The sequence below is a fragment of the Brachybacterium muris genome, assembly GCF_016907455.1.
GTDB lineage: Bacteria > Actinomycetota > Actinomycetes > Actinomycetales > Dermabacteraceae > Brachybacterium > Brachybacterium muris.
This window is the reverse complement of sequence record NZ_JAFBCB010000001.1, coordinates 2,086,519-2,106,029: the sequence shown is the minus strand read 5'-3', so window position 1 is coordinate 2,106,029 and position 19,511 is coordinate 2,086,519. Positions and strand designations below refer to the sequence as shown.

Genomic DNA, 19,511 nt, shown 5'->3' with positions numbered 1-19,511 from the left:
GGGGCACCACACTGTACCCGGACCCCGTGCCCCTCCTTCGTGGCGGTGGCGCCGGACCCGAGATCGACACGAGGTCTTCTGTGAGCTTCTCCGTCCCCTTCGGTGACAACCCGTCCCCGCGCCCCCGCCCAGCGCCTGCGGCCGGTGGTGGGTCCCGCCCCCGGCTGAACCCGTTGAGCATCACCGCGCTGGTGCTCGGTGCGCTGGTGGTGGCGCTGATCATCGCCTCCGAGGTGTGGACCACCTATCTGTGGTTCGATCAGCTCGGCCGTACGGACGTGCTGCTGACCCGCTGGATCACCGAAGCGATCCTGTTCGTGATCGGCTTTGTGCTGTTCGCGATCCCGCTGTACCTGAGCCTGCGCATCGCCTACACGAAGCGCCCCGTGTACCCGCCGGTCACGCGTGAACAGGAGGCCCTGGAGCAGTTCCGCTCCGCGGTGGACCCGTTGCGTCGCGGCCTGACCATCGTGGCGCCCCTGATCATCGGTGCCTTCGGGGGCCTGGCCGCCTCACGGCGCTGGCAGGACGTGCAGCTGTTCCTGCACCCGCAGCCCTTCGGTGAGACCGATCCGGTGTTCGGCAACGACATCTCGTTCTACGTGTTCACCCTGCCGCTGATCGACCTGATCATCGCCTTCGGGCAGTTCGTGTGCCTGGTCGCCATCGTGGGCGCCGTGGTGGGCCACTTCCTGTACGGCGGTGTCGCCTGGGGGCAGGAGAGCGGGCTCGAGGTCACCAAGTCGGCCCGTCGTCATCTCGGTGTGCTGGCCACCGTGTACGTTCTGCTGCTGGGCCTGGGGCACTGGTTCCACCGCTACGACCTGCTGACCACTGCGCACGGTCGCTTCGACGGCGCCTCCTACACCGACGTCAAGGCGATCCTGCCGGCGCAGACCATCCTGGCGATCGCCGCAGTGATCGTCGCGTCGCTGTTCATCGTGTGGATCGTGCGCGCCGACTGGCGGATCCCTGCCATCGGTGCCGGCCTGATGGTGCTGTCCACCCTGGTGGTGGGCAACCTCTACCCCTGGGCGATCCAGCAGTTCCAGGTCAACCCCAATGAGCGTGCCCTCGAGCAGCCCTACATCCAGCGCAGCATCGACGCCACCCGTGCCGCGTTCGCCATCGACGGCGTTCGCGAGGTCTCCTACGCCGCCAGCACCGACGCCTCCCCGGGTGCACTGCGCGAGGACGCCGAGACCACCGCGCAGATCCGCCTGATGGACCCCAACATCGTCTCCAAGACCTTCGAGCAGCGCGAGGCCAACCGTCGCTACTGGGGCTTCGACGAGGTGCTCAGCGTGGACCGCTACGAGATCGACGGCGCGCTGCAGGACACCGTGATCGGTGTGCGCGAGCTGCGCCCGGACCAGTTCGAGCTGGACAGCCGCTCCTGGGTGGACCAGCACATCATCTACACCCATGGTTACGGCACCGCCGCCGCCTACGGCAACCGCCGCAACGCCGACGGTGAGCCCAGCTTCCTGCAGTCCGGCGTGCCCGGTGAGGGCGCCCTGGGCGAGTACGAGGAGCGGGTGTACTTCGGCCGCCACTCCCCGGACTACTCGATCGTCGGCGCCCCCGAGGGTGCCGAGCCCGAGGAGTTCGACTACCAGCTCGGAACCGGGGAAGAGGACGGCGGCACCCAGGTGAACAACACCTACCAGGGTGATGGCGGCCCGTCGGTGGGCACCTTCTTCAACCGCCTGCTGTACGCCATCAAGTTCCGCGACCCCAACATCGTCATCTCCGACTACGTCAACCCCGAGTCGCAGATCCTCTACGACCGCGACCCGCAGCAGCGGGTGCGGGAGGTGGCACCGTTCCTGTCGCTGGACTCGCAGATGTACCCGGCGGTCGTCGACGGTGAGCTGGTGTGGGTGGTCGACGGCTACACCACCACCACCCACTACCCGTACTCCCGCAGCGTCAATCTGGACGACGCCATCAACGACTCCCAGACCACACCGGGGGAGACGGCTGGCAATCGGGTGCGGCAGGCCAACTACATGCGCAACGGCGTCAAGGCCACCGTCTCCGCCTTCGACGGATCGGTGACCCTGTACGCCTGGGACACGGAGGATCCGATCCTCAAGGCGTGGGGCGAGGTGTTCCCCGAGGCCCTGCAGCCCGCGACGGAGATCAGCGGCGAGCTGATGAGCCACCTGCGCTACCCCGCGGACTACTTCAAGGCGCAGCGCGAACTGCTGGCCACGTACCACGTCACTGATGCGGATGACTTCTTCGGTCAGCAGGACTTCTGGCAGATCCCCCCGGATCCCACCCAGCCGGCCCCCCAGAACCCGGATGGATCCGCGGGTCAGCAGGCGCCGCAGCCGCCCATGTACCTCACCATGCAGGTGCCCGGGATGGATGATCCGCGCTTCACGCTGTCCTCCAGCTACATCCCGGCCCAGGGGCAGAACGTGCTCACCGGGTTCCTGGCCGTGGACTCCGAGACGGGCAGCCTGGAGGGCAACCCCGCGGAGACCTTCGGTGACATGACGCTGCTGGTGCTCCCGGCCACCAACCCGGTCAACGGACCCGGTCAGGTGCAGGCCACCTTTAACGCCGAGCCGAACGTGTCCCAGGCGCTGAACCTGCTGAAGTCCGGCAACTCCGAGGTCATCAACGGAAACCTCCTGACCCTGCCCGTCGGTGGCGGCCTGCTCTACGTGCAGCCCGTGTACCTGCAGTCCTCGGCCTCCGGTGGTGGCACCCAGTACCCGCTGCTGCAGATGGTGCTGGTCTCCTTCGGCGAGAAGATCGGGTTCGCGCCCACGCTGAACGAGGCGCTGGACCTGGTGTTCGGCGGCGACTCCGGTGCCGATGCCGGTGATGCTGCGGTCACCGACCCCGACGGCGCCAAGGGCACCGCCGACACCGAGACCGGTGAGGGCGAGGTCGAGACCCCCGGCGACGCCCCTGCCGATCAGCCCACGGACGCCCCGGCAACGGATGCTCCGGCCGATCCCACGACCGAGGCGCCGGCCCCGGCAGCCCCCGGTGACGGGACCCCGCAGGAGCGGCTGGACCGCGCCCTGGCCGACATGGACCAGGCCGTCAAGGACTCCGAGGCGGCGATGGCGGAAGGTGACTGGACCGCCTACGGCGAGGCCCAGGACCGGGTCGCCGATGCCCTGCAGAGGGCGATCGCAGCGAACCAGGAACTCGAGGGCGCCGGCGGCTGACCCCGGGACATGGTGTCCAGCGGTCAGGGATCGATTCCCCTGACTGCTGGACGCTGGCCTTGGGGCCCGGCCCTCCGTGACCAGCAGTGGAACGGGGCGTGAACGTGGGCTGTCCCACGTTCACGCCCTCCCGCCTGGACGGGCCGACGCCGTATCCCCTACAGTGGAGGACGTCGCCGCGGGGTGGAGCAGTTCGGTAGCTCGCCGGGCTCATAACCCGGAGGTCATAGGTTCAAATCCTATCCCCGCTACGAGTAGGGCCCCTCACCAGCACAAATGCTGGTGAGGGGCCCTTTGCTATGCCCTCGGATCGGCAGACTATCCGCAGACCTATACGCAAGATCCTCAGGGAGCGGCATCCTCGGCGCACGGCGTCCCGGAGCGTGACGGCTGCGCTCGTCTCTGAGTGTCGAGACCATCGGAATTATGTCGGGACCGGCACTTAGGATCGATGTCAGATCCGATCCTGCATCGACGAGGAGCATCACCAGCCGTGTCAGCCCTGTCCAACTTCGTGTGGAGCGTCGCCGACACGCTTCGCGGCCCCTATGCCGAGGCCGAGTACGGCTCCGTCGTCCTGCCTTTTACCGTGCTGCGCCGGCTCGAGTGTGTGATGGAGCCGCACCGCGAGGTCATGAGCGACGTCGTCGCCACCTACGAGGGGGAGCAGCAGCGCCGGACCCACCTCAAGATCCGCACCCGCAGCGCCGACAGCGCGGGACTCTCGTTCTGGACGACGAGCGACTACACGCTGACCCGCGCGCTGCAGGATCCGGACAACCTCGCCGAAAACCTCATCGACTACGTGGGCGGGTTCTCGGCGAACCTCGACGTCTTCCAGTCCTTCGACTTCGAGAACGTCCTCCGCACGCTGGACGCCCGGGGTCGCCTCGCGCAGGTCACGCGCCACTTCGAGAAGATCGACCTCTCCCCGGAGGCGGTCTCGAACGCGGACATGGGGGACCTGTTTGAGAACCTGATCTATCGCTTCGCGGAGTCGGCGAATGACGGTGCCGGCCAGTTCTACACCCCTCGCGACGTTGTCCGCCTGCTGGTCGACCTGGTCTACGCGGAGGACACCGAGGCGCTGCGGGATCGCGGCACGGTGCGCTCCATCTACGACCCCACGGTCGGCACCGGCGGGATGCTCACCGTCGCCGACGAGCACCTGCACGAGCTGAACCCGGATGCGTCGACGGCGCTGTACGGTCAGGAGATCAACCCGCGCACCTACGCGATCTGCAAGGCGGACCTGCTGATCAAGGGGCAGGACCCGAGCAACGTCCGTCGCGGGGACACCCTCGTCGTCGACCGGTTCGAGGACCGGCAGTTCGACTACGTGCTCTCGAACCCGCCGTTCGGCACCGACTGGAAGGCCGTCGAGTCGGAGGTGAAGAACGAGCACGCCCGGGGCGGTCAGGGCAGGTTCGCGCCCGGCCTCCCGGCCGTCGGGGACGCGGCGATGCTGTTCCTGCTCCACGTCGCCTCGAAGATGCGGCCCGTCGACGAGAACGGCCGCGGCGGCAAGGCCGGCATCGTCCTCAACGGCTCGCCGCTGTTCAACGGCGGGGCCGGCTCGGGCCCGTCCGAGATCCGCGGGCACATGCTCGAGAACGACCTCGTCGAAGCGATCGTCGCGCTCCCGAACGACATGTTCTACAACACCGGCATTGCGACCTACCTGTGGGTCCTCTCGAACGCGAAGCCGGAGGAGCGCAAGGGCACGGTCCAGCTCATCGACGCGTCGAAGCTCGGCACGAAGCTGCGGAAGTCCATCGGCTCCAAGCGCATGGAGATCTCCGACTCGAGCCGCGACGCGATCGTCGCCGCGTTCGGCGGCCAGCAGGGCGAGGACGCCGAGATCCAGGTGCCGGTGAAGACCTTCGGCAACCGCGACTTCGCGTACTGGACCGTGACCGTGGAGCGGCCGCTCCAGCTGCGGTTCGAGTGCACGTCTGAGGTGATCGCCGCCGTTGCCGAGCACAAGAAGCTCAGCCAGGTCGACGGTCTTGCGGCATCCCTTGAGGCCTTCGGCGACACGGCGTACCTGAACCGCGAGGAGTTCGACAAGGCGCTCGGCCAGCATCTCGGCGAGCACGGCCCGCTCTTGAAGCCCGCGATCCGAAAGACCCTGCTGCAGGTCATCGGCGTCCACGACGACCAGGCCGACTACTGCCGCGTTCAGTCCGGCAAGTACAAGGGCGACGTCGAACCTGACCCGGCCCTACGCGATACCGAGAACGTTCCCTTCGGCTGGGGCGAACACCCGAAGACCCACGAGGCGCTGCGCGAGACCGTCGAAGCCTACTTCGACGCCGAAGTGAAGCCCCATATCGCCGACGCGTGGATCGACTGGGACAAGACCAAGACCGGGTACGAGATCCCCTTCACCCGCCACTTCTACGAGTACATCCCGCCCAGGCCGCTCGAAGAGATCGACGCGGATCTCGAACGCGTCGTCGGCGAGATTATGGGGCTGCTGCGGGAAGTGGAGGCATGACGACGATGTGGTTCAGCTACTCGGCCCTCCCGAACGGCTGGCAGGCAGCGCCCATCAGACGCGTAGGACAGGTCCTGAACGGAGGGACTCCGACTTCAGATCCGGAGAACTGGAATGGCGACCTTCCTTTCGTGACTCCGCCAGACCTTAACGGTGCCGATGGTGCATTGATCTCATCGACCGACCGCTCCCTTTCGGTGAAGGGGGGGAATGGGGCCGGGCTTGCTCCAGCAGGGAGTGTTCTCGTGTCGACGCGCGCCCCCATTGGCCATGTCGGAAGAGTCGCTGCGACCTCCGCATTTAATCAAGGGTGCAGAGCCGTTGCAGTGTGGGACGGGATTGAACCGCGTTACATCGCTAAAGCTCTCGTCGCGGCCCGTTCCGAGCTCATCGCGCGCGGGCAGGGCACGACTTTTCTCGAGCTTTCGTCTTCTGCGTTCGCTTCGACTTCGGTCCCACTTCCTCCCCTCGATGAGCAGCGCGCCATCGCCGACTACCTGGACCGAGAGACGGCCCAGATCGACGCGCTCGTGGCGAAGCAGGAGGAGCTCATCGAGCTGTTTCGAGAGCGCGACAGAGCACTGCTCGATGCTGAGTTCCAAGGTTGTGAAGGTCGGAGGCTTGTAACTGTCCGGCAAGCCCTCGTTCGGCTCGATCGACCTGTGGCTCGTGGTGCCGGAGTCGTGACAGCGTACCGAGATGGCGTAGTTACGTTGCGTGAAAACCGTCGCGCCGAGGGTTATACTTTGTCAGCGGCAGAGGCGGGGTTTCAAGGTGTTCACGAAGGGGATATTGTTTTTCATGCCCTCGATGGATTTGCAGGCGCTGTCGGCGTCTCGGACAGTAATGGACAGTGCTCTCCTGTGTATCATGTATGTCGGCCTCGATACTCGGACGACGCGGAATATCTATCAATGCTCCTCAGATATCTGGGGACTTCGGGTTTCCTGGCGAGTCAGGCTCCCAATACAAGGCAACGAAGCGTTGACTTTCGTAATTGGGGAACCTTCGCCCGGGTACCTCTAAGTATTTCATCGCCTGAACACCAGGAGTGGTTCACTGCGGAGTATCGCGAGAGGAATGAGCAACTTGAAGCCCTCATTGCCAAGGCGGAACAACACATCTCACTCGCGAAAGAGCGACGCTCGGCCCTGATCACGGCCGCGGTGACCGGACAGATTGACGTGCGCTCGGCGAGGAAGGCGAGCTGAGTTATGGCTGGGATCGATGGGACCCGCGAATCGGTCTTCGAGACGGACATCGCCGAGCATCTCGCCGCGCATGGCTGGGAGTACAGCGCCACCGACGAGGGCTACGACGTGCAGCGGGCGTTGTGGCCCGAGGACGTCCACTGGTGGCTGTCCGAGACCCAGCCCGAGGAGTACGCGAAGGTCGTCCGCGTCGGCACCGGGGCCGAGCAGGCCGACCGCGAGGCGCTGCTGGATGCGCTCGTCTCCTGGCTGGACACCCCGATGCTCTCTGGCGGGGGGACGCTGAACGTACTGCGTCGGAAGTTCTCCCACACCCGGGGTGCGACGGCGAACCTGCGCATGTGCCAGTTCAAGCCGGCGACCACGCTGAATCGTGAGGTCACCGCGAACTACGAGAAGGTGCGGCTCCGGGTCGTGCGCCAGGTGCACTTCTCGCCGAAGCGCGGCGACAACCGCTCCATCGACCTGGTGTTCTTCGTCAACGGGATCCCGGTCGCGACCTGCGAGCTGAAGTCCTTCTTCAAGCAGGAGGTCCGTGCTGCGATCACGCAGTACCGGAAGGACCGTGACCCGGCTGGGCAGCCGCTGCTGGGTTTCGGCAACCGGGCGCTCGTGCACTTCGCGGTCGACAACGGCCAGGTCCACATGACGACGAAGCTCGCGGGGGAGAAGACCTACTTCCTGCCCTTCAACCGCGGCCACGCGGACACGGGCGCGTCCGGCAACCCCGCGAACCCCGATGGCTCGGCGACCTCGTACCTGTGGGAGGAGGTCCTGCAGCGGGACGCGTGGCTCGCGATCCTCGGATCGCAGATGTTCCTCAAGCAGGAGACGTCCGAGGATCCGGCGACGCGGAAGATCAAGCGCTCCACGGCGCTGATGTTCCCTCGCTACCACCAGTGGCGGGCGGTCACGAAGCTCGTCGACTCGATCGCCGAGGACGGGCCCGGCCAGCGATACCTCATCGAGCACTCCGCCGGCTCCGGGAAGACGAACACCATCGCGTGGACAGCGCACCGGCTCGCCCGCCTCCACGATGTGCGCAACGAGAAGGTCTTCGACAAGGTCCTCATCGTCTCGGACCGGAAGGTGCTGGACGCTCAGCTGCAGCAGGCCGTCGAGCAGGTCGACGGCACCAAGGGCACGGTCGCCGTCATCGACTCCGCCGCGGTGCGCAGCTCCGGCGGTTCGAAGTCCCGGGCGCTGCTGGACGCGCTCACCGGCTCCGCGCTGATCATCGTGGTCACCCTCCAGACCTTCCCGCACGTCAAGGGTCTGCTCGAGACGACCCTCGGGGACAGGAACTTCGCGGTCATCATCGACGAGGCGCACACCTCCCAGTCGGGTAAGAGCGCGGCGGAGCTGAAGAAGGTCCTCACCGACGGCGGCGAGGTCACCGACGAGGACGACCTGGACAGCCAGGACATCGTCAACGACCTCGTCGAAGCGGACGTCGCCCGGGAGAGGACGATCGCCGCCGAGACGGCCGCGCGGGCCGGGGCCCGCAACGTCTCGCTGCTCGCGTTCACGGCGACGCCGAAGCACAAGACCAAGGAGCTCTTCGGCCGCGCGAAAGATGACGGGCTGCCCGTGGCCTTCGACGTCTACACGATGCGGCAGGCGATCGAGGAGGACTTCATCCTGGACGTCCTGCGCGGCTACCAGAGCTACAGGACGGCCTTCGAGATCGAGCAGCACAGCGACGACGGCATCGTCACCAGCATCACCGGCGGCAATGAGGATCAGCTCGTCGACCAGAAGGTCGCGACCCGGAAGATCATGCGGTTCGCGAAGCTGCACCGGACGAACATCGGCCAGAAGGTCGAGATCATCGTCGAGCACTTCCACGCGAACGTCGCGCATCTGCTGGACGGGCATGCGAAGGCCATGGTCGTCACCGATTCCCGGCAGGCCGCCGTGCGGTACAAGGTCGAGGTCGACAAGTACCTGCACTCGAGGAACTACGGCTACAAGTCCATCGTCGCCTTCAGCGGGTCGCTCAGCGACGACGAGTACCACCTCGAGGACGTCACCGAGGCGTCGATGAACCCTGGGCTCGGCTCCGACCTCGCCCGCGAGTTCCGCCGGCCCGAGTACCGGCTCATGCTCGTCGCCGACAAGTTCCAGACCGGCTTCGACCAGCCGCTGCTGTGCGCGATGTACGTCGACAAGAAGCTGCCCGACGTCCACGCGGTGCAGACCCTGTCGCGGCTGAACCGCACCTACCGGGCCCCGTCGGGGGAGAAGAAGGAGCGCACCTTCGTCCTGGACTTCGTCAACGAGCCGGAGGAGATCCGCGAGGCGTTCCTGACCTACTACACCGAGGCGCACATCGAGAAGGCGACGGACCCGAACCTCGTCCACAAGCTCGCCACGAAGCTCGCCCAGACGCGGATCTACACCCCGGCCGACGTCGAGCGCTTTGCCGAGGCGTGGTGGGCCGAGAAGGAGTCCAGCGGACGGCTCGCGAGGGCCGTGACCCCGGCCCTCGAGGAGTACTGCGCACAGTGGGAGGAGGCCGCGAGCGAGGAGGACAGCCAGACCCTGGACGAGCTGCGCACCTTCAAGAAGGACTGCGGCTCCTACGTGCGGCTGTACGACTTCATGTCCCAGGTCGTCGACTACGGCACCACCGACCTCGAGAAGCTCGCCGAGTTCCTGCGCCAGCTGGTGCGGGTCCTGCCCTCGGAGGGAGTCGAGCCGGATGTCGACGTCAGCGGTCTCGAGCTCCGACGCGTGCGGCAGATCGACCGAGGCAAGGCTGACATCGGGCTCGGTGGCGACGAAGAGACTCCGACGCTCGGGGGCGGCTACAAGGAACCCGGCACCGGCGGATCGCGCCCGGATCCGCAGTTGGTCCTCCTATCGGAGATCGTCGACCGGATCAATGCGCTCTTCGGCTCGGAGTTCGCGGACCCGCAGATCGAAGGGTTCGTCGTCGCGGCAGCTGGTATGGCGGGGGAGGACCCCCGTATCGCAGACCAGATCGACCACAACGCGCTGGACCAGTTCATGGCTTCTCCGGAGCTCCGCGAGACGCTGACCGATGCTGCCGTCCTCAACGAGGGCGCGTTCGGCAAGCTCACCGGCGCGCTCACCGGCGAGAACGATCGCGCCGACGAGTTCATCCGCCTCATCGGGACGTACCTGTACCAGTCCCGCCGGATGCGGACCGACGACGCGCCCGAGGACATCGGATAGCGTCCGATCAGGAGGCGGTCACCACGGTGAGCATCCTGATCCGTGGACTGAGCGAGGCGGCGATCCGACGCATCGACGCCGACGCGGCGGCACTGGGCCTCTCACGCAACGAGTATCTTCGCCGACTCTTCGAGCGGGAGGCCTCGAGCCCGCGCGCCGCGACGGTCGCCGCGGAGGACTGGGCCCGCTCGGCGGCTACCTTCGCCGATCTCGGGGACCCGGGCGTGATGGACGGGGCGTGGCGGCGCGGCTGAGGGCTGCGCCCTGCTCCACCCCCACCCGTCGCACCCCGCTGCGATCCTGACCCCATGGCCGCCCCGATCTCGACCCCGATACCCCGTGACCCCTGGCTCGTCCACGGCCCGAACGGCTGGGCGGAGCCTCTGCCGCCGTGCCAGTGCGGGTCCACCCGACACCTCGTCGGCTGGCACAGTTGTCCCTGCGCCGTGGGGCCGCAGCATGGCGGGCACCGGACCTGGGAGTGCCAGGAATGCGGACGCGCGGTACGCATCGGCTGCCGGCTGCTGCCCGGCGCTCCCGTGAAGGACACCGCCGCGCGGGACCTCAACGAGGCGCTGCGGTCGCGCACCCCACCGCTGCCTCCGCGTTGAGCCGGACCCGTCGCAGCCATCCACGTAGGAGCTTGCTCTCGTCCGACTGCAGCAGGTGTGCGGTCGATGCCCCACAGCGCACAGCAGCCCCGTACTCGATCGAGTGCGGGACTGCTGTGCTGATCCATGTGCGGGTCAGAACTTCGCGTCGTAGCGGTGCAAGAACGCGGCCATCGCGTCGCGCTTGACGGACTGGAGCGGGCGGTAGGTGCCGTCGGACCAGCCGGTGGAGATGCCCTGGTTCTTCATCCAGCACATCTCCTTGGCGAACTGCTGGTTGCTCGAGACGTCCCGGAAGCATGAGCCCGACGCTGCGGAGGTCTTCGGCTCGCCGGCGAAGCGGTAGAGGAACGCCGCCATCGCGTCGCGCTTGATCGACTGGGTGGGTCGGAAGGTGCCGTCGGGCCAGCCGGTGGTGATGCCCTTCTGGTAGGCCCAGATGATCGCGGTGTAGTGCTCCTGGCCCGGCTTCACGTCCCGGAACGGGCTCGCCTTCGGCAGGGACACCTTCGGGGAGCCGGCCAGGCGGTACAGGAACGCCGCCATGGCGTCGCGGTTCACCGCGTTCAGGGGCCGGTATTCGTAGCCGCCGGAGACCTTCCAGCCGGTGGAGATGCCCTTGGTCTTCATCCACACCATCGCGTCGTAGTGCTCGACGCCCTTCTTCACGTCGAGGAAGGGGCCGGCTGGCGCGGTCGTCCCGCCGAGCATCTCCTGCAGCGCCTTCCGCTCGGCCTCGCTGGAGAGGGTCAGGTCGTAGGTGTGCTTGATGGAGATGTAGCGCTGGGCGTGGGCCGGCCATCGTCCGCTCGGGGGAGCTGAGGGCGATCCAGGTCGGCGGCCGGAAGCAGTGGCGGGTCGCGCTCTCGGCGCTCGAGGAGTACATCGCTGCGCGCTACGCGGAGACTGCGGCGATGGTCGCAGCGGAGGCGGAGGCGGGCGAGGGCTGAGCGGCGGATGCCGCCGAGAAGTCCGATCACGGCGCTGCCGCTCTCTGAGACTGTCGCAACGGGCTGATAACCAGCACTCCAAGCGGCTGTGCCATAATCGCACACATGGCTACCGTCACCCCGCAGCAGCTCGGTGAGCGCATCCAGGAGCAGCGCATCCGGCGCGGCTTCTCCCAGAGTGAGCTCGCTGACCTCGTCTCGCTCGAGCGCTCCGTCATCAGCAAGCTCGAGAGCGGGCAGCGGCGGGTCTCGGCGCTCGAGCTTTCGGAAATCGCTGAGGCTCTCAGTGTGCGGATGGCGGTCTTCTTCGAGGAGCCGACGCCGGCGCTTGTCGCCCATCGCTCCTCGCAGGGCCTGGACACGGCGGACACGACGATCGACGCGCTGCTTGCAGATCTGGCCGACGAGGTGGAGTTCGTCCAGAGCCTCGGTGCGCTCACGCTGCCCTCAGCGGAGGGTCACTGGCCCGTCCCGTCCTCCCGGAAGGACGCGGAGCAACTGGCTGCGCAGGTGCGGTCGCAGCTCGGGGTCGAGCCGGGTGCTCCGCTGCTGGATCTGCCGCGCCGCTTCGCCGAGCTCGGACTTTTGGTGATGAGCCGTGACCTCGGCCAGGACGTCGCCGATGCCGGCACGATCCTCCTGCGCCAGGGCGGGGTCACGCTCGTCAACAGCGGCATGAAGCTGGGCCGTCGCCGTCTCACCGCCGCTCATGAGCTCGGCCACTACCTGGTCGGCGACCAGTACACGGTCGACTACCGGGTGAGCGAGGGGCGAGGCGACGTCGAGTCTCGGCTCGACGCGTTCGCCCGCGCACTGCTCCTGCCGGCGGCATCGGTCACGTCTGACTGGAAGCGCCTTGCTGAGCGCTCTGGGGTGCGTGCGGCCGCGGTGATCCTCGCGAGCCGGTACCGCGTGGACATGTCGACGCTCGCCCGGCGACTGTCGGACCTCGAGATCGTGGACTCGTCCGAGGCCGCTCAGGTCCGGGGCACCGTCACCACCCGCACGGACATGATCGAGTACGACGCGTTCCTCGCGGATGACGAGCTCGCGGGCACCACACAGCCGGCCATCTTTCAGCGCGCGGTGCTGCGCCTGGTCCGCGACCAGAAGATCAGCCCGGAACGAGCTGTGCAGCTCCTCTGGGACCTGGTGGATCAGTCTGAGCTCCCGGGCCCGGCACAGCGGGACGAGAACGAGATCTGGCGGTTCACCTCATGAGCGACCGCACGGTCTGGGTGTTTGACACCGGGCCGCTGCGGCACTTCGCGACGAACGGCTGGGTTGGCGTGCTGAAGTTTCTCGCGCAGAAGAACGACGCCGAGGTCGTCATCCCACTCTCCGTGAGAAGGGAACTGGAGGAGCAGCGCGCGACGATCCCAGAGTTGGTGCTGGTTCTCGATGCTGACTGGATCCGGGTCGACCGCTTGGATGACCTGAGCGAGAGCGCGGCGTTCGCGAGGTATGAGAAAAGGCTCGCTGTCGGTCGGCAGAACCTCGGGGAGTGCGGCGTGCTCGCACTCGGCTCCGTGCACGGCTACACCGTGATCCTCGACGACTCGACGCCGCGAGCCATCGGTGAAGAGGAAGGGATGACGGTTGAGGTGACCCTATCCCTGCTGTGCCAAGCCATCCGAGAGAAGCAACTGACCCTCTCGATGGTCGAGGCACTGGCTGAAGACCTGCTCGCGGGGGAGTACTTCCTGCCCTTCAAGAAGGGCGGGTTCCGCATGTGGGCGCTTGAAGAGGGTGCTCTGGATTGGGATGACGTCTGAGCGGACTCGTGGGCCTCGACTGGAACTCCGGATGCACCACCCGACCGACGCTCGACCCATGACCGACCCTGACAGCCTCCCCGCGTCGGCGTGCGAGTACGGCTCCCCGCTCGACCAAGTGGTCGACCTCCTGGGGGAGGAGCATCGAGAACGCCTGCACGAGTTCTCTATGATTCGCGCGAGCTACTCGTGCCCCGAACACGGGCATCTATGTACGCGGTCGACGCGCAGCAGTACGTGAGTCTGCGGCCGTGCCGGAGCTGAGAAGTCAGCGCGAACGCGCGACGGCGTGGGTGCCGTCTCGTACGATCCGCTCATGACGGACGATCCCACCCAACGTGTCCTCCGCGCCGTGCGTTCCGATCTCGGCGACCCCGCCACGTGGGGTGCGCCCGTTGAGATGCGCGACTCCCTGGCGCTGTGCGCTCTGAACTCCGCCCACTCGCTGCGGGCGGGCAGCACGTCGGTCCGCCGCGTGCTGCGCCGCTACCGCGACCACCGACTCGCCGCCGGCGCGGACCCTGAGCGGGACTCGGGCCCGGACCTCCTGGCCGTGATCGACGCCGCCGGCGGGCCAGCGGGGTTCTCGGACGAGGTGACCCGCAACCACTCGAAGCTGCCCAGGACCAAGCGCCTGCGCGCCGAGGGGATCTACGAGGCGCTGACGAACCTCGAGGCGATCGGGATCACGACCACCGCGCAGCTGCGGGAGCGCGCGGAGGATGACGAGGCGCAATGGGCGTGGAGAAGGCCGAAGGGGCTCGGCCCGCTGTCGTGGCAGTACTTGCTGATGAACGCCGGCGTCGGATCCCTGACGAAGCCCGACGTCATGATCCGCCGCTACCTCGGGCGGGTCACCGGGCAGAAGATCTCGGTCGCCCTCGCGACGGAACTGCTGACCGAGGTGGCTCGCGAGCTCGGGGTCGAGGTGCGGGCGCTTGACCGGGCGATCTGGCTGCACGAGTCACCCACCGGTGCCTCGCCCGCATCCACCACGACCAAGGAGGAGACGGCATGATCCAGGCCGGCGACATCGCCGCGATGCAGACCGCGCCCACCGTGCGCTTCGAGCACCGCGGCACGATCTACGAGGGGCGCGTTCAGTGGATCGAGGACAACGACTCTATCCTCTCCCACGAGAAGAGATACCCCGGCTGCGTGAGCCTCATGCTCAGCTCGGGCCAGACCGAGAACGACCTGCCGAGGACGACTCCCGTGGAAACGTCCCGCTGAGCTGACGGCTCAGGTGCGCTGCAGTGCTTCCAGCCGAGATTCGACGTCCTCGGCCATGTGGGTGATCCAGTGATGGATCCAACCGGGATGCAGATGGGACTCGCGGCAGCCGTGTCATCCATCGATTCCCGCATCGCCTCCGCCTCTCACGCGGTTGAATACCGTCATGTCGATGCACGAAAACGAGAGCAGGTCTGCATGAGGACGAACACGTGGCTGGGACTCATCTTCCTCACACAGGTCGACCAGAAGTTTCAGGATCGCCGGATCGCCAAGGAGCAGAAGGCCCGCGACGAGGCGCGAGATGCGATGTTTGCGCAGGCTCATGCGGCGGCTCAGCAGGGCCAGTTCGCGATGTGGATCCAGACGCCTGACGGGCAGCGCTTCGAGCGATGGAGCCACCACGCGCTCGAAGCGTTGCGTGCGATCGACGACCGTCAAGACGCGTGGGAGCTGGCATGGGAGCTGGATCTCCAGGAGCGGCGAGAGGCTGCTCGACCACAGATCGTCGCAGACGCCGAGGCGAGCGTGCCGACGGTCTCGGCTGTGGCGATGCGTCGCGCGCGACTGCAGGGCTTTGTGGCCGCGATCGCCGCCGCGTTCCTTGGCTTCATCTGGCTGGTGTTGGTCATGGTCGCGCCGACCTCACCAGATGGTGAGGTCACCGTTACACCCGGATCGGTTGTCGCCATGTTGCTTGCGGGGATCGTTGGACTCCTTGCGGCATGGCGGCTGTGGGTCTCTTTTGCCGGAGAGCGCCGACGAGGTGTCGTCAAGGCGAAGATCGATCAGGCGATCGGCGCAATCGGATTCCCCGAGGGGAAATCCTGGCACCGCCGTGCGAGTGAGGAGCGCCTGCGGGAAGTGCAGGCCAGGATCTCCGGCGTCGTGGAGAACGCGTCCGTGAAGTTCCCGAGAAACGCGGACCTTGTCCAACTTGCGGGCACCTACGACACCCGCCCCGCTGGGCCAGAGGATGCGAACGCCCCTGCCACGATCCAGCGACTCCTCGAGGCATTCCGTTACGAGGATCAGAGACGTGTCGCTGAACTCAAGCGGGATAACGTCGCCTAGGGCGATGTCCCTCGATCTGTAACCAGCGCGAGCCGAGGCCTCATGGCGAGCAGTCCGCCCACGATGCAGTGACCCCGCGACCGCACGTGCCTACGATGGCCACCCACGACGCCGAAGGAGGCCCATATGTGCGGCCGGTACGTGCTCGAGATCGACACCCAGGGGATGCTCCACTCCTACGCGATCGGCTCCGACCCCGGCTTCGACTGGAGCGCGGTCTACTCCATCGCACCGCGCACGAAGGCTCCTGTGGTCCGCGAGCACGTCGACGACGAGGGCGAGGTGCAGCGTGAGTATTCGTAGTCGTGGGAGCCACCGAATCTTGCTCTTGGGGACCGCCGATCGTGCCGACGGGGGCCAGTAGCCGCCGCGGTGGGGACCACTGGCTCCCGCCGGCATCGGGTCACTGGGGCAGTGCGGTGTGTTCTCGCATGTTCCTGTCGCCGGTGTCGATCCAGATTGTGTTGTGCACGATGCGGTCCATGATCGCATCGGCGTGGACTGCTCCACCGAGCCGGGCGTGCCAGTCCTTCTTCGGGTACTGGGTGCAGAACACGGTCGAGCCGGTGTCATAGCGGCGCTCGAGCAGTTCCAGCAGCATCGAACGCATTCCCTCGTCAGGATGGTCCAGCAGCCACTCGTCGATCACCAGCAGCGAGAACGTGGAGTACTTCCGCAGGAACTTCGTCTGGCCCTGCGGCTTGTCCTTTGCCAGGGCCCAGGCCTCTTCGAGGTCGGGCATTCGGATGTAGTGGGCTCGGAGCCGGTGCTGGCAGGCCTGCTTCGCCAGCGCGCAGCCGAGGTAGGACTTCCCTGAGCCGGTGAAGCCCTGGAAGACCACGTTCTGTTGCCGCTGGATGAAGGAGCAGGTTGCCAGTTGCGCGATCACGTTCCGGTTCAGTCCCCGTTCCTCGACCAGATCCAGCCGCCGCAGGTCCGCTCCGGGATAACGCAGCCCCGCCCGGCGGATCAGACCCTCGACCTTTCCATGATTGAAGATGGAATGCGCCTCGTCCACGATCAGCTGGAGCCGTTCCTGGAACGACATCCCCAGCACGTGAGCCTCATCCTGGGCATCGATCGCGTCCAGCAGCGCGGTCGCGCCCATCTCGCGCAGCTTCCGCTTCGTGTCGTTATCGATCACGCTCACCGGACACCTCCGGCGTAGTAGTCGGCGCCACGGACGTATCCGCCGTCTTCCGCGGGTTCCTCGCGGGGTGGACGCAGGGCGGCGACCTTGTCCTGCCCGGTGGCCAAGATCGGGTGCAGATGCGCATAGCGCGGTGAACGGACCCGTCCCGTCAGCGCGAGTGCGCAGGCCGCCTCGACCCGATCTACGGAGAAGCGGCGAGAGAGCCGTAGCACCGCCAACGCGGGATCCAGGCCCTGTTCCACGATCGGCACGGACTCGAAGATCCGCTGGATCACGATCACCGTGGCCGGCCCGACCCGATCTGCCCACGCCCGCACCCTCTGCGCGTCCCAGGCCTGGAAACGCTCGCCCGCAGGTAGGTCCGCGTCGTTGGTGCGGTACTCATTGCTCGCGGTCTCCGGGAGCAGCAGGTGACTGGTCAGTCGCTGGCTGCCCTGATAGATCTCCAGCGTCCGGGCCGTGATGCGCAGATCGACCTTCGCGCCGATGTGCGCGAACGGCGCGGAGTAGAAGTTCCGCGCGAACGTGACGTGCCCGTTCCTGCCCACTCGTCGTCCGTAGTGCCATGTCGAGATCTCGTAGGGCACCGCCGGCAGCGGCGTCAGCAGCGGCCGCTCCTCCGCGTCGAACACGCTGGCGCGGGATCCGGGCCGCTTCTGGAACGGCTCCGCGTTATAGGCCTCCATCCGCTGCCCGATGGCGGCTGCAAGTTCGGGCAGGGACGTGAATCGCTGATCCCGCAGCCCGGCGATGACCCAGGTCGCGACGTGCGCGACGGTGTTCTCCACGCTCGCCTTGTCTTTCGGTTTCCGCACCCTCCCCGGGAGCACCGCCGCCGAGTAATGCGCTGCCATCTCGCGATACGCATCGTTCAGGACGATCTCGCCCTCGCGGGGGTGCTTCACCACACCGGTCTTGAGGTTGTCCGGAACGATCCTCGGGACCGTCCCGCCCAGCGCCTCGAACATCGCTACGTGCGCTCGCAGCCAGGACTCCTGGCGCATATCCAGCGCCGGGAAGCAGAACGCGTAACGAGAAAAAGGCAGGCAGGCAACGAACAAGAACACCTTCGAGACCTCGCCGGTGACCGGATCGGCCAGCTCCATCGTGGGGCCGGACCAGTCGACCTCCACGCTCTGGCCGGCCTTGTGACCGACTCTCGAAGCGGCACCGGTGACCATGACGTGGTGCTGGTAGGTGCGGCAAAACCGGTCATACCCCATCGCCGGATCCCCAGCCGCCGTGGTCGCGTCGAAGTACTCGCCGTGCAACAGCTTCAGCGTCACGCCGACCCTGGCCATCTCTCGATGGACCTGTTCCCAGTCCGGCTGTGCGAACACGCTCTCGTGCTCGCCCCGGCCCGGGAACAACCGGGCATACACCTGCTCATCGGCGACGTCCGCGATATCGCCCCACCCGATCCCTGCAGCGTCAGCGGCCTCGAACACCGCCCTCACGGACTTGCGGGACATGCCCTGCGAGGACGAAATCGCTCGCCCCGACAGACCTTCTGCGCGCAGCTGGAGCACCAGCTTCGCCCTGATCTTCCGTACCATTCCAGATTGCTCCTTCCGCCGCGTGCCCTATACACACGGCGGAAGGAGCGTAGACAGAGCGGCCCCAACGACACCACTGGTGGTCCCGAACGACGCCACCGCTACGGCAGCGACGTGGCACCCGAACCCTCGATCAGCGGACCCCAGCGAGGCGAATATTCAACGGAGACCAGGCGCTTGGTGCGGTCATCGAAGACCAGTCGATCGGGCGCGCTCGACGTCGTCGGCTTCCGCACGAGACCCTTGAGGACCGTCATCGTGGTCAGCACGCGATGGCGACGCGCGTCGAGCCGGTCATCGAGCTCGACCCCGGGGACGAAGGTGCGCAGCGCCCCGAGCGGCAGGGAGTGGGCTGCGCCGAGGAGATCGTTGAGGAGCCGGTGCGCGTCCTGGTCGAGCACGAAGAACGAGGCGCAGCCCATAGTCTCCTTCGTGATCGAGTCGACGGCGCGACGCCAGGGCTCATCACCCACCTCAGGGATCGGCGAGGCGATGATGAGGGAGAGAGAGCGCTCCTGGTCGGTGATGTGGCCGAAGAGGGTCTCCGCCTCGTCGCCGCGCACCATCGTCGGCTCCGGGAGGATCGGTACGGCACCGTCGAACGCCAGAACAGTCTCGAGGGTGTTACGGACGATCCTCGGCGGCGAGGGTGCGACGCTCTGCCCTTTGCGGCCGAGCCCTTCGCTCTCGAACCACACGGTCTGGCGGTAGCGTCGGGAGTCAGGGGAGCTCATCGCATAGACGCGGGTGGTCCACACACCATGGTCGTTGTCCTCGACGAACTCGAGCAGCTGCCGACGCAGCCTGCCGTCGTGGCTCGTGTTCCCCAGCACCGTCAGACGTGCCCGTTCGCCGAGCTCGTGCACCCCCGGCCCGTCCCAGTCGGATCGCTCGATGGATCGATCGCGCCCCTTGGTCTTGCCGCGCAACCAGTAGTGCATCTGCTCCTCGGCGACGCCCACTGCATCTGTGGTGTCTTCGAGCTGCAGAATCGAACGGTAACCGATGCTCACGTCGTGGCTCTCCGTTTCAGGGAATCTGGGGAATGGTGAC

At 66.8% G+C, this 19,511-nt stretch carries 15 protein-coding genes and 1 tRNA gene; 12 read left to right on the top strand and 4 right to left on the bottom strand.

Annotated elements, in window-relative coordinates:
- Positions 1–80 precede the first annotated feature (80 nt).
- The 6 genes from JOD52_RS09700 (at position 81) to vapB (ending at position 10,360) form a co-directional block, all read left to right on the top strand.
- A complete protein-coding gene (locus JOD52_RS09700) occupies positions 81–3,194 on the top strand; it encodes a UPF0182 family protein (RefSeq protein WP_204409705.1) in 3,114 nt (1,037 codons plus the stop codon).
- A gap of 177 nt (positions 3,195–3,371) precedes the next feature.
- Positions 3,372–3,445 (top strand) — tRNA-Met (locus JOD52_RS09695).
- A 242-nt stretch (positions 3,446–3,687) separates the two neighbouring features.
- Positions 3,688–5,694, top strand: a complete 2,007-nt coding sequence (locus tag JOD52_RS09690; RefSeq protein ID WP_204409704.1) for an N-6 DNA methylase — start codon at positions 3,688–3,690, stop codon at positions 5,692–5,694.
- The gene (locus tag JOD52_RS09685) at positions 5,691–6,905 is read left to right on the top strand and encodes a restriction endonuclease subunit S (protein ID WP_204409702.1); all 1,215 of its coding nucleotides are present in this window, start codon (positions 5,691–5,693) and stop codon (positions 6,903–6,905) included. The genes JOD52_RS09690 and JOD52_RS09685 overlap by 4 nt, the downstream gene beginning before the upstream one ends.
- A 3-nt stretch (positions 6,906–6,908) precedes the next feature.
- Positions 6,909–10,106: a type I restriction endonuclease subunit R gene (locus JOD52_RS09680; protein WP_204409701.1), complete on the top strand. Its 3,198-nt coding sequence runs from the start codon at positions 6,909–6,911 to the stop codon at positions 10,104–10,106.
- 26 nt (positions 10,107–10,132) lie between these two features.
- Entirely contained in the window at positions 10,133–10,360 is a 228-nt protein-coding gene (gene vapB / locus JOD52_RS09675; RefSeq protein WP_204409699.1) for a type II toxin-antitoxin system VapB family antitoxin, read from the top strand.
- Between the two features lie 492 nt (positions 10,361–10,852).
- Here the strand turns inward: vapB and JOD52_RS09670 are convergent, their stop codons facing one another.
- Positions 10,853–11,428, bottom strand: a complete 576-nt coding sequence (locus JOD52_RS09670) for an S-layer homology domain-containing protein (RefSeq protein ID WP_204409698.1) — start codon at positions 11,426–11,428, stop codon at positions 10,853–10,855.
- Positions 11,429–11,772: 344 nt separating this feature from the next.
- On the opposite strand from JOD52_RS09670, the gene JOD52_RS09665 reads away from it, so the two are divergent.
- The 6 genes from JOD52_RS09665 (at position 11,773) to JOD52_RS09640 (ending at position 16,052) form a co-directional block, all read left to right on the top strand.
- Entirely contained in the window at positions 11,773–12,888 is a 1,116-nt protein-coding gene (locus JOD52_RS09665; RefSeq protein WP_204409696.1) for a helix-turn-helix domain-containing protein, read from the top strand.
- Positions 12,885–13,442: a PIN domain-containing protein gene (locus JOD52_RS09660; RefSeq protein WP_204409695.1), complete on the top strand. Its 558-nt coding sequence runs from the start codon at positions 12,885–12,887 to the stop codon at positions 13,440–13,442. Before JOD52_RS09665 ends, JOD52_RS09660 begins: the two co-directional genes overlap by 4 nt.
- Positions 13,443–13,731: 289 nt before the next feature.
- Complete coding sequence (locus JOD52_RS09655; RefSeq protein ID WP_204409694.1) at positions 13,732–14,460, top strand: hypothetical protein; 729 nt, start codon at positions 13,732–13,734, stop codon at positions 14,458–14,460.
- The gene (locus JOD52_RS09650; protein WP_204409692.1) at positions 14,457–14,675 is read left to right on the top strand and encodes a hypothetical protein; all 219 of its coding nucleotides are present in this window, start codon (positions 14,457–14,459) and stop codon (positions 14,673–14,675) included. Before JOD52_RS09655 ends, JOD52_RS09650 begins: the two co-directional genes overlap by 4 nt.
- A gap of 87 nt (positions 14,676–14,762) precedes the next feature.
- Complete coding sequence (locus JOD52_RS09645; protein WP_204409691.1) at positions 14,763–15,749, top strand: hypothetical protein; 987 nt, start codon at positions 14,763–14,765, stop codon at positions 15,747–15,749.
- 126 nt (positions 15,750–15,875) lie between these two features.
- On the top strand, positions 15,876–16,052 hold the full coding sequence (locus JOD52_RS09640; protein WP_204409690.1) for an SOS response-associated peptidase family protein: 177 nt from the start codon (positions 15,876–15,878) through the stop codon (positions 16,050–16,052).
- 100 nt (positions 16,053–16,152) lie between these two features.
- On the opposite strand, the gene JOD52_RS09635 is transcribed toward JOD52_RS09640, so the two are convergent.
- The 3 genes from JOD52_RS09635 to JOD52_RS09625 form a co-directional block, all read right to left on the bottom strand.
- Positions 16,153–16,899 (bottom strand): ATP-binding protein, encoded by a 747-nt coding sequence (locus JOD52_RS09635; protein WP_338124028.1) that lies wholly within the window; start codon positions 16,897–16,899, stop codon positions 16,153–16,155.
- Entirely contained in the window at positions 16,896–18,458 is a 1,563-nt protein-coding gene (istA, locus tag JOD52_RS09630; protein ID WP_204408388.1) for an IS21 family transposase, read from the bottom strand. Before istA ends, JOD52_RS09635 begins: the two co-directional genes overlap by 4 nt.
- 101 nt (positions 18,459–18,559) lie before the next feature.
- Positions 18,560–19,471: a hypothetical protein gene (locus JOD52_RS09625; RefSeq protein ID WP_204409689.1), complete on the bottom strand. Its 912-nt coding sequence runs from the start codon at positions 19,469–19,471 to the stop codon at positions 18,560–18,562.
- Positions 19,472–19,511: the final 40 nt, after the last annotated feature.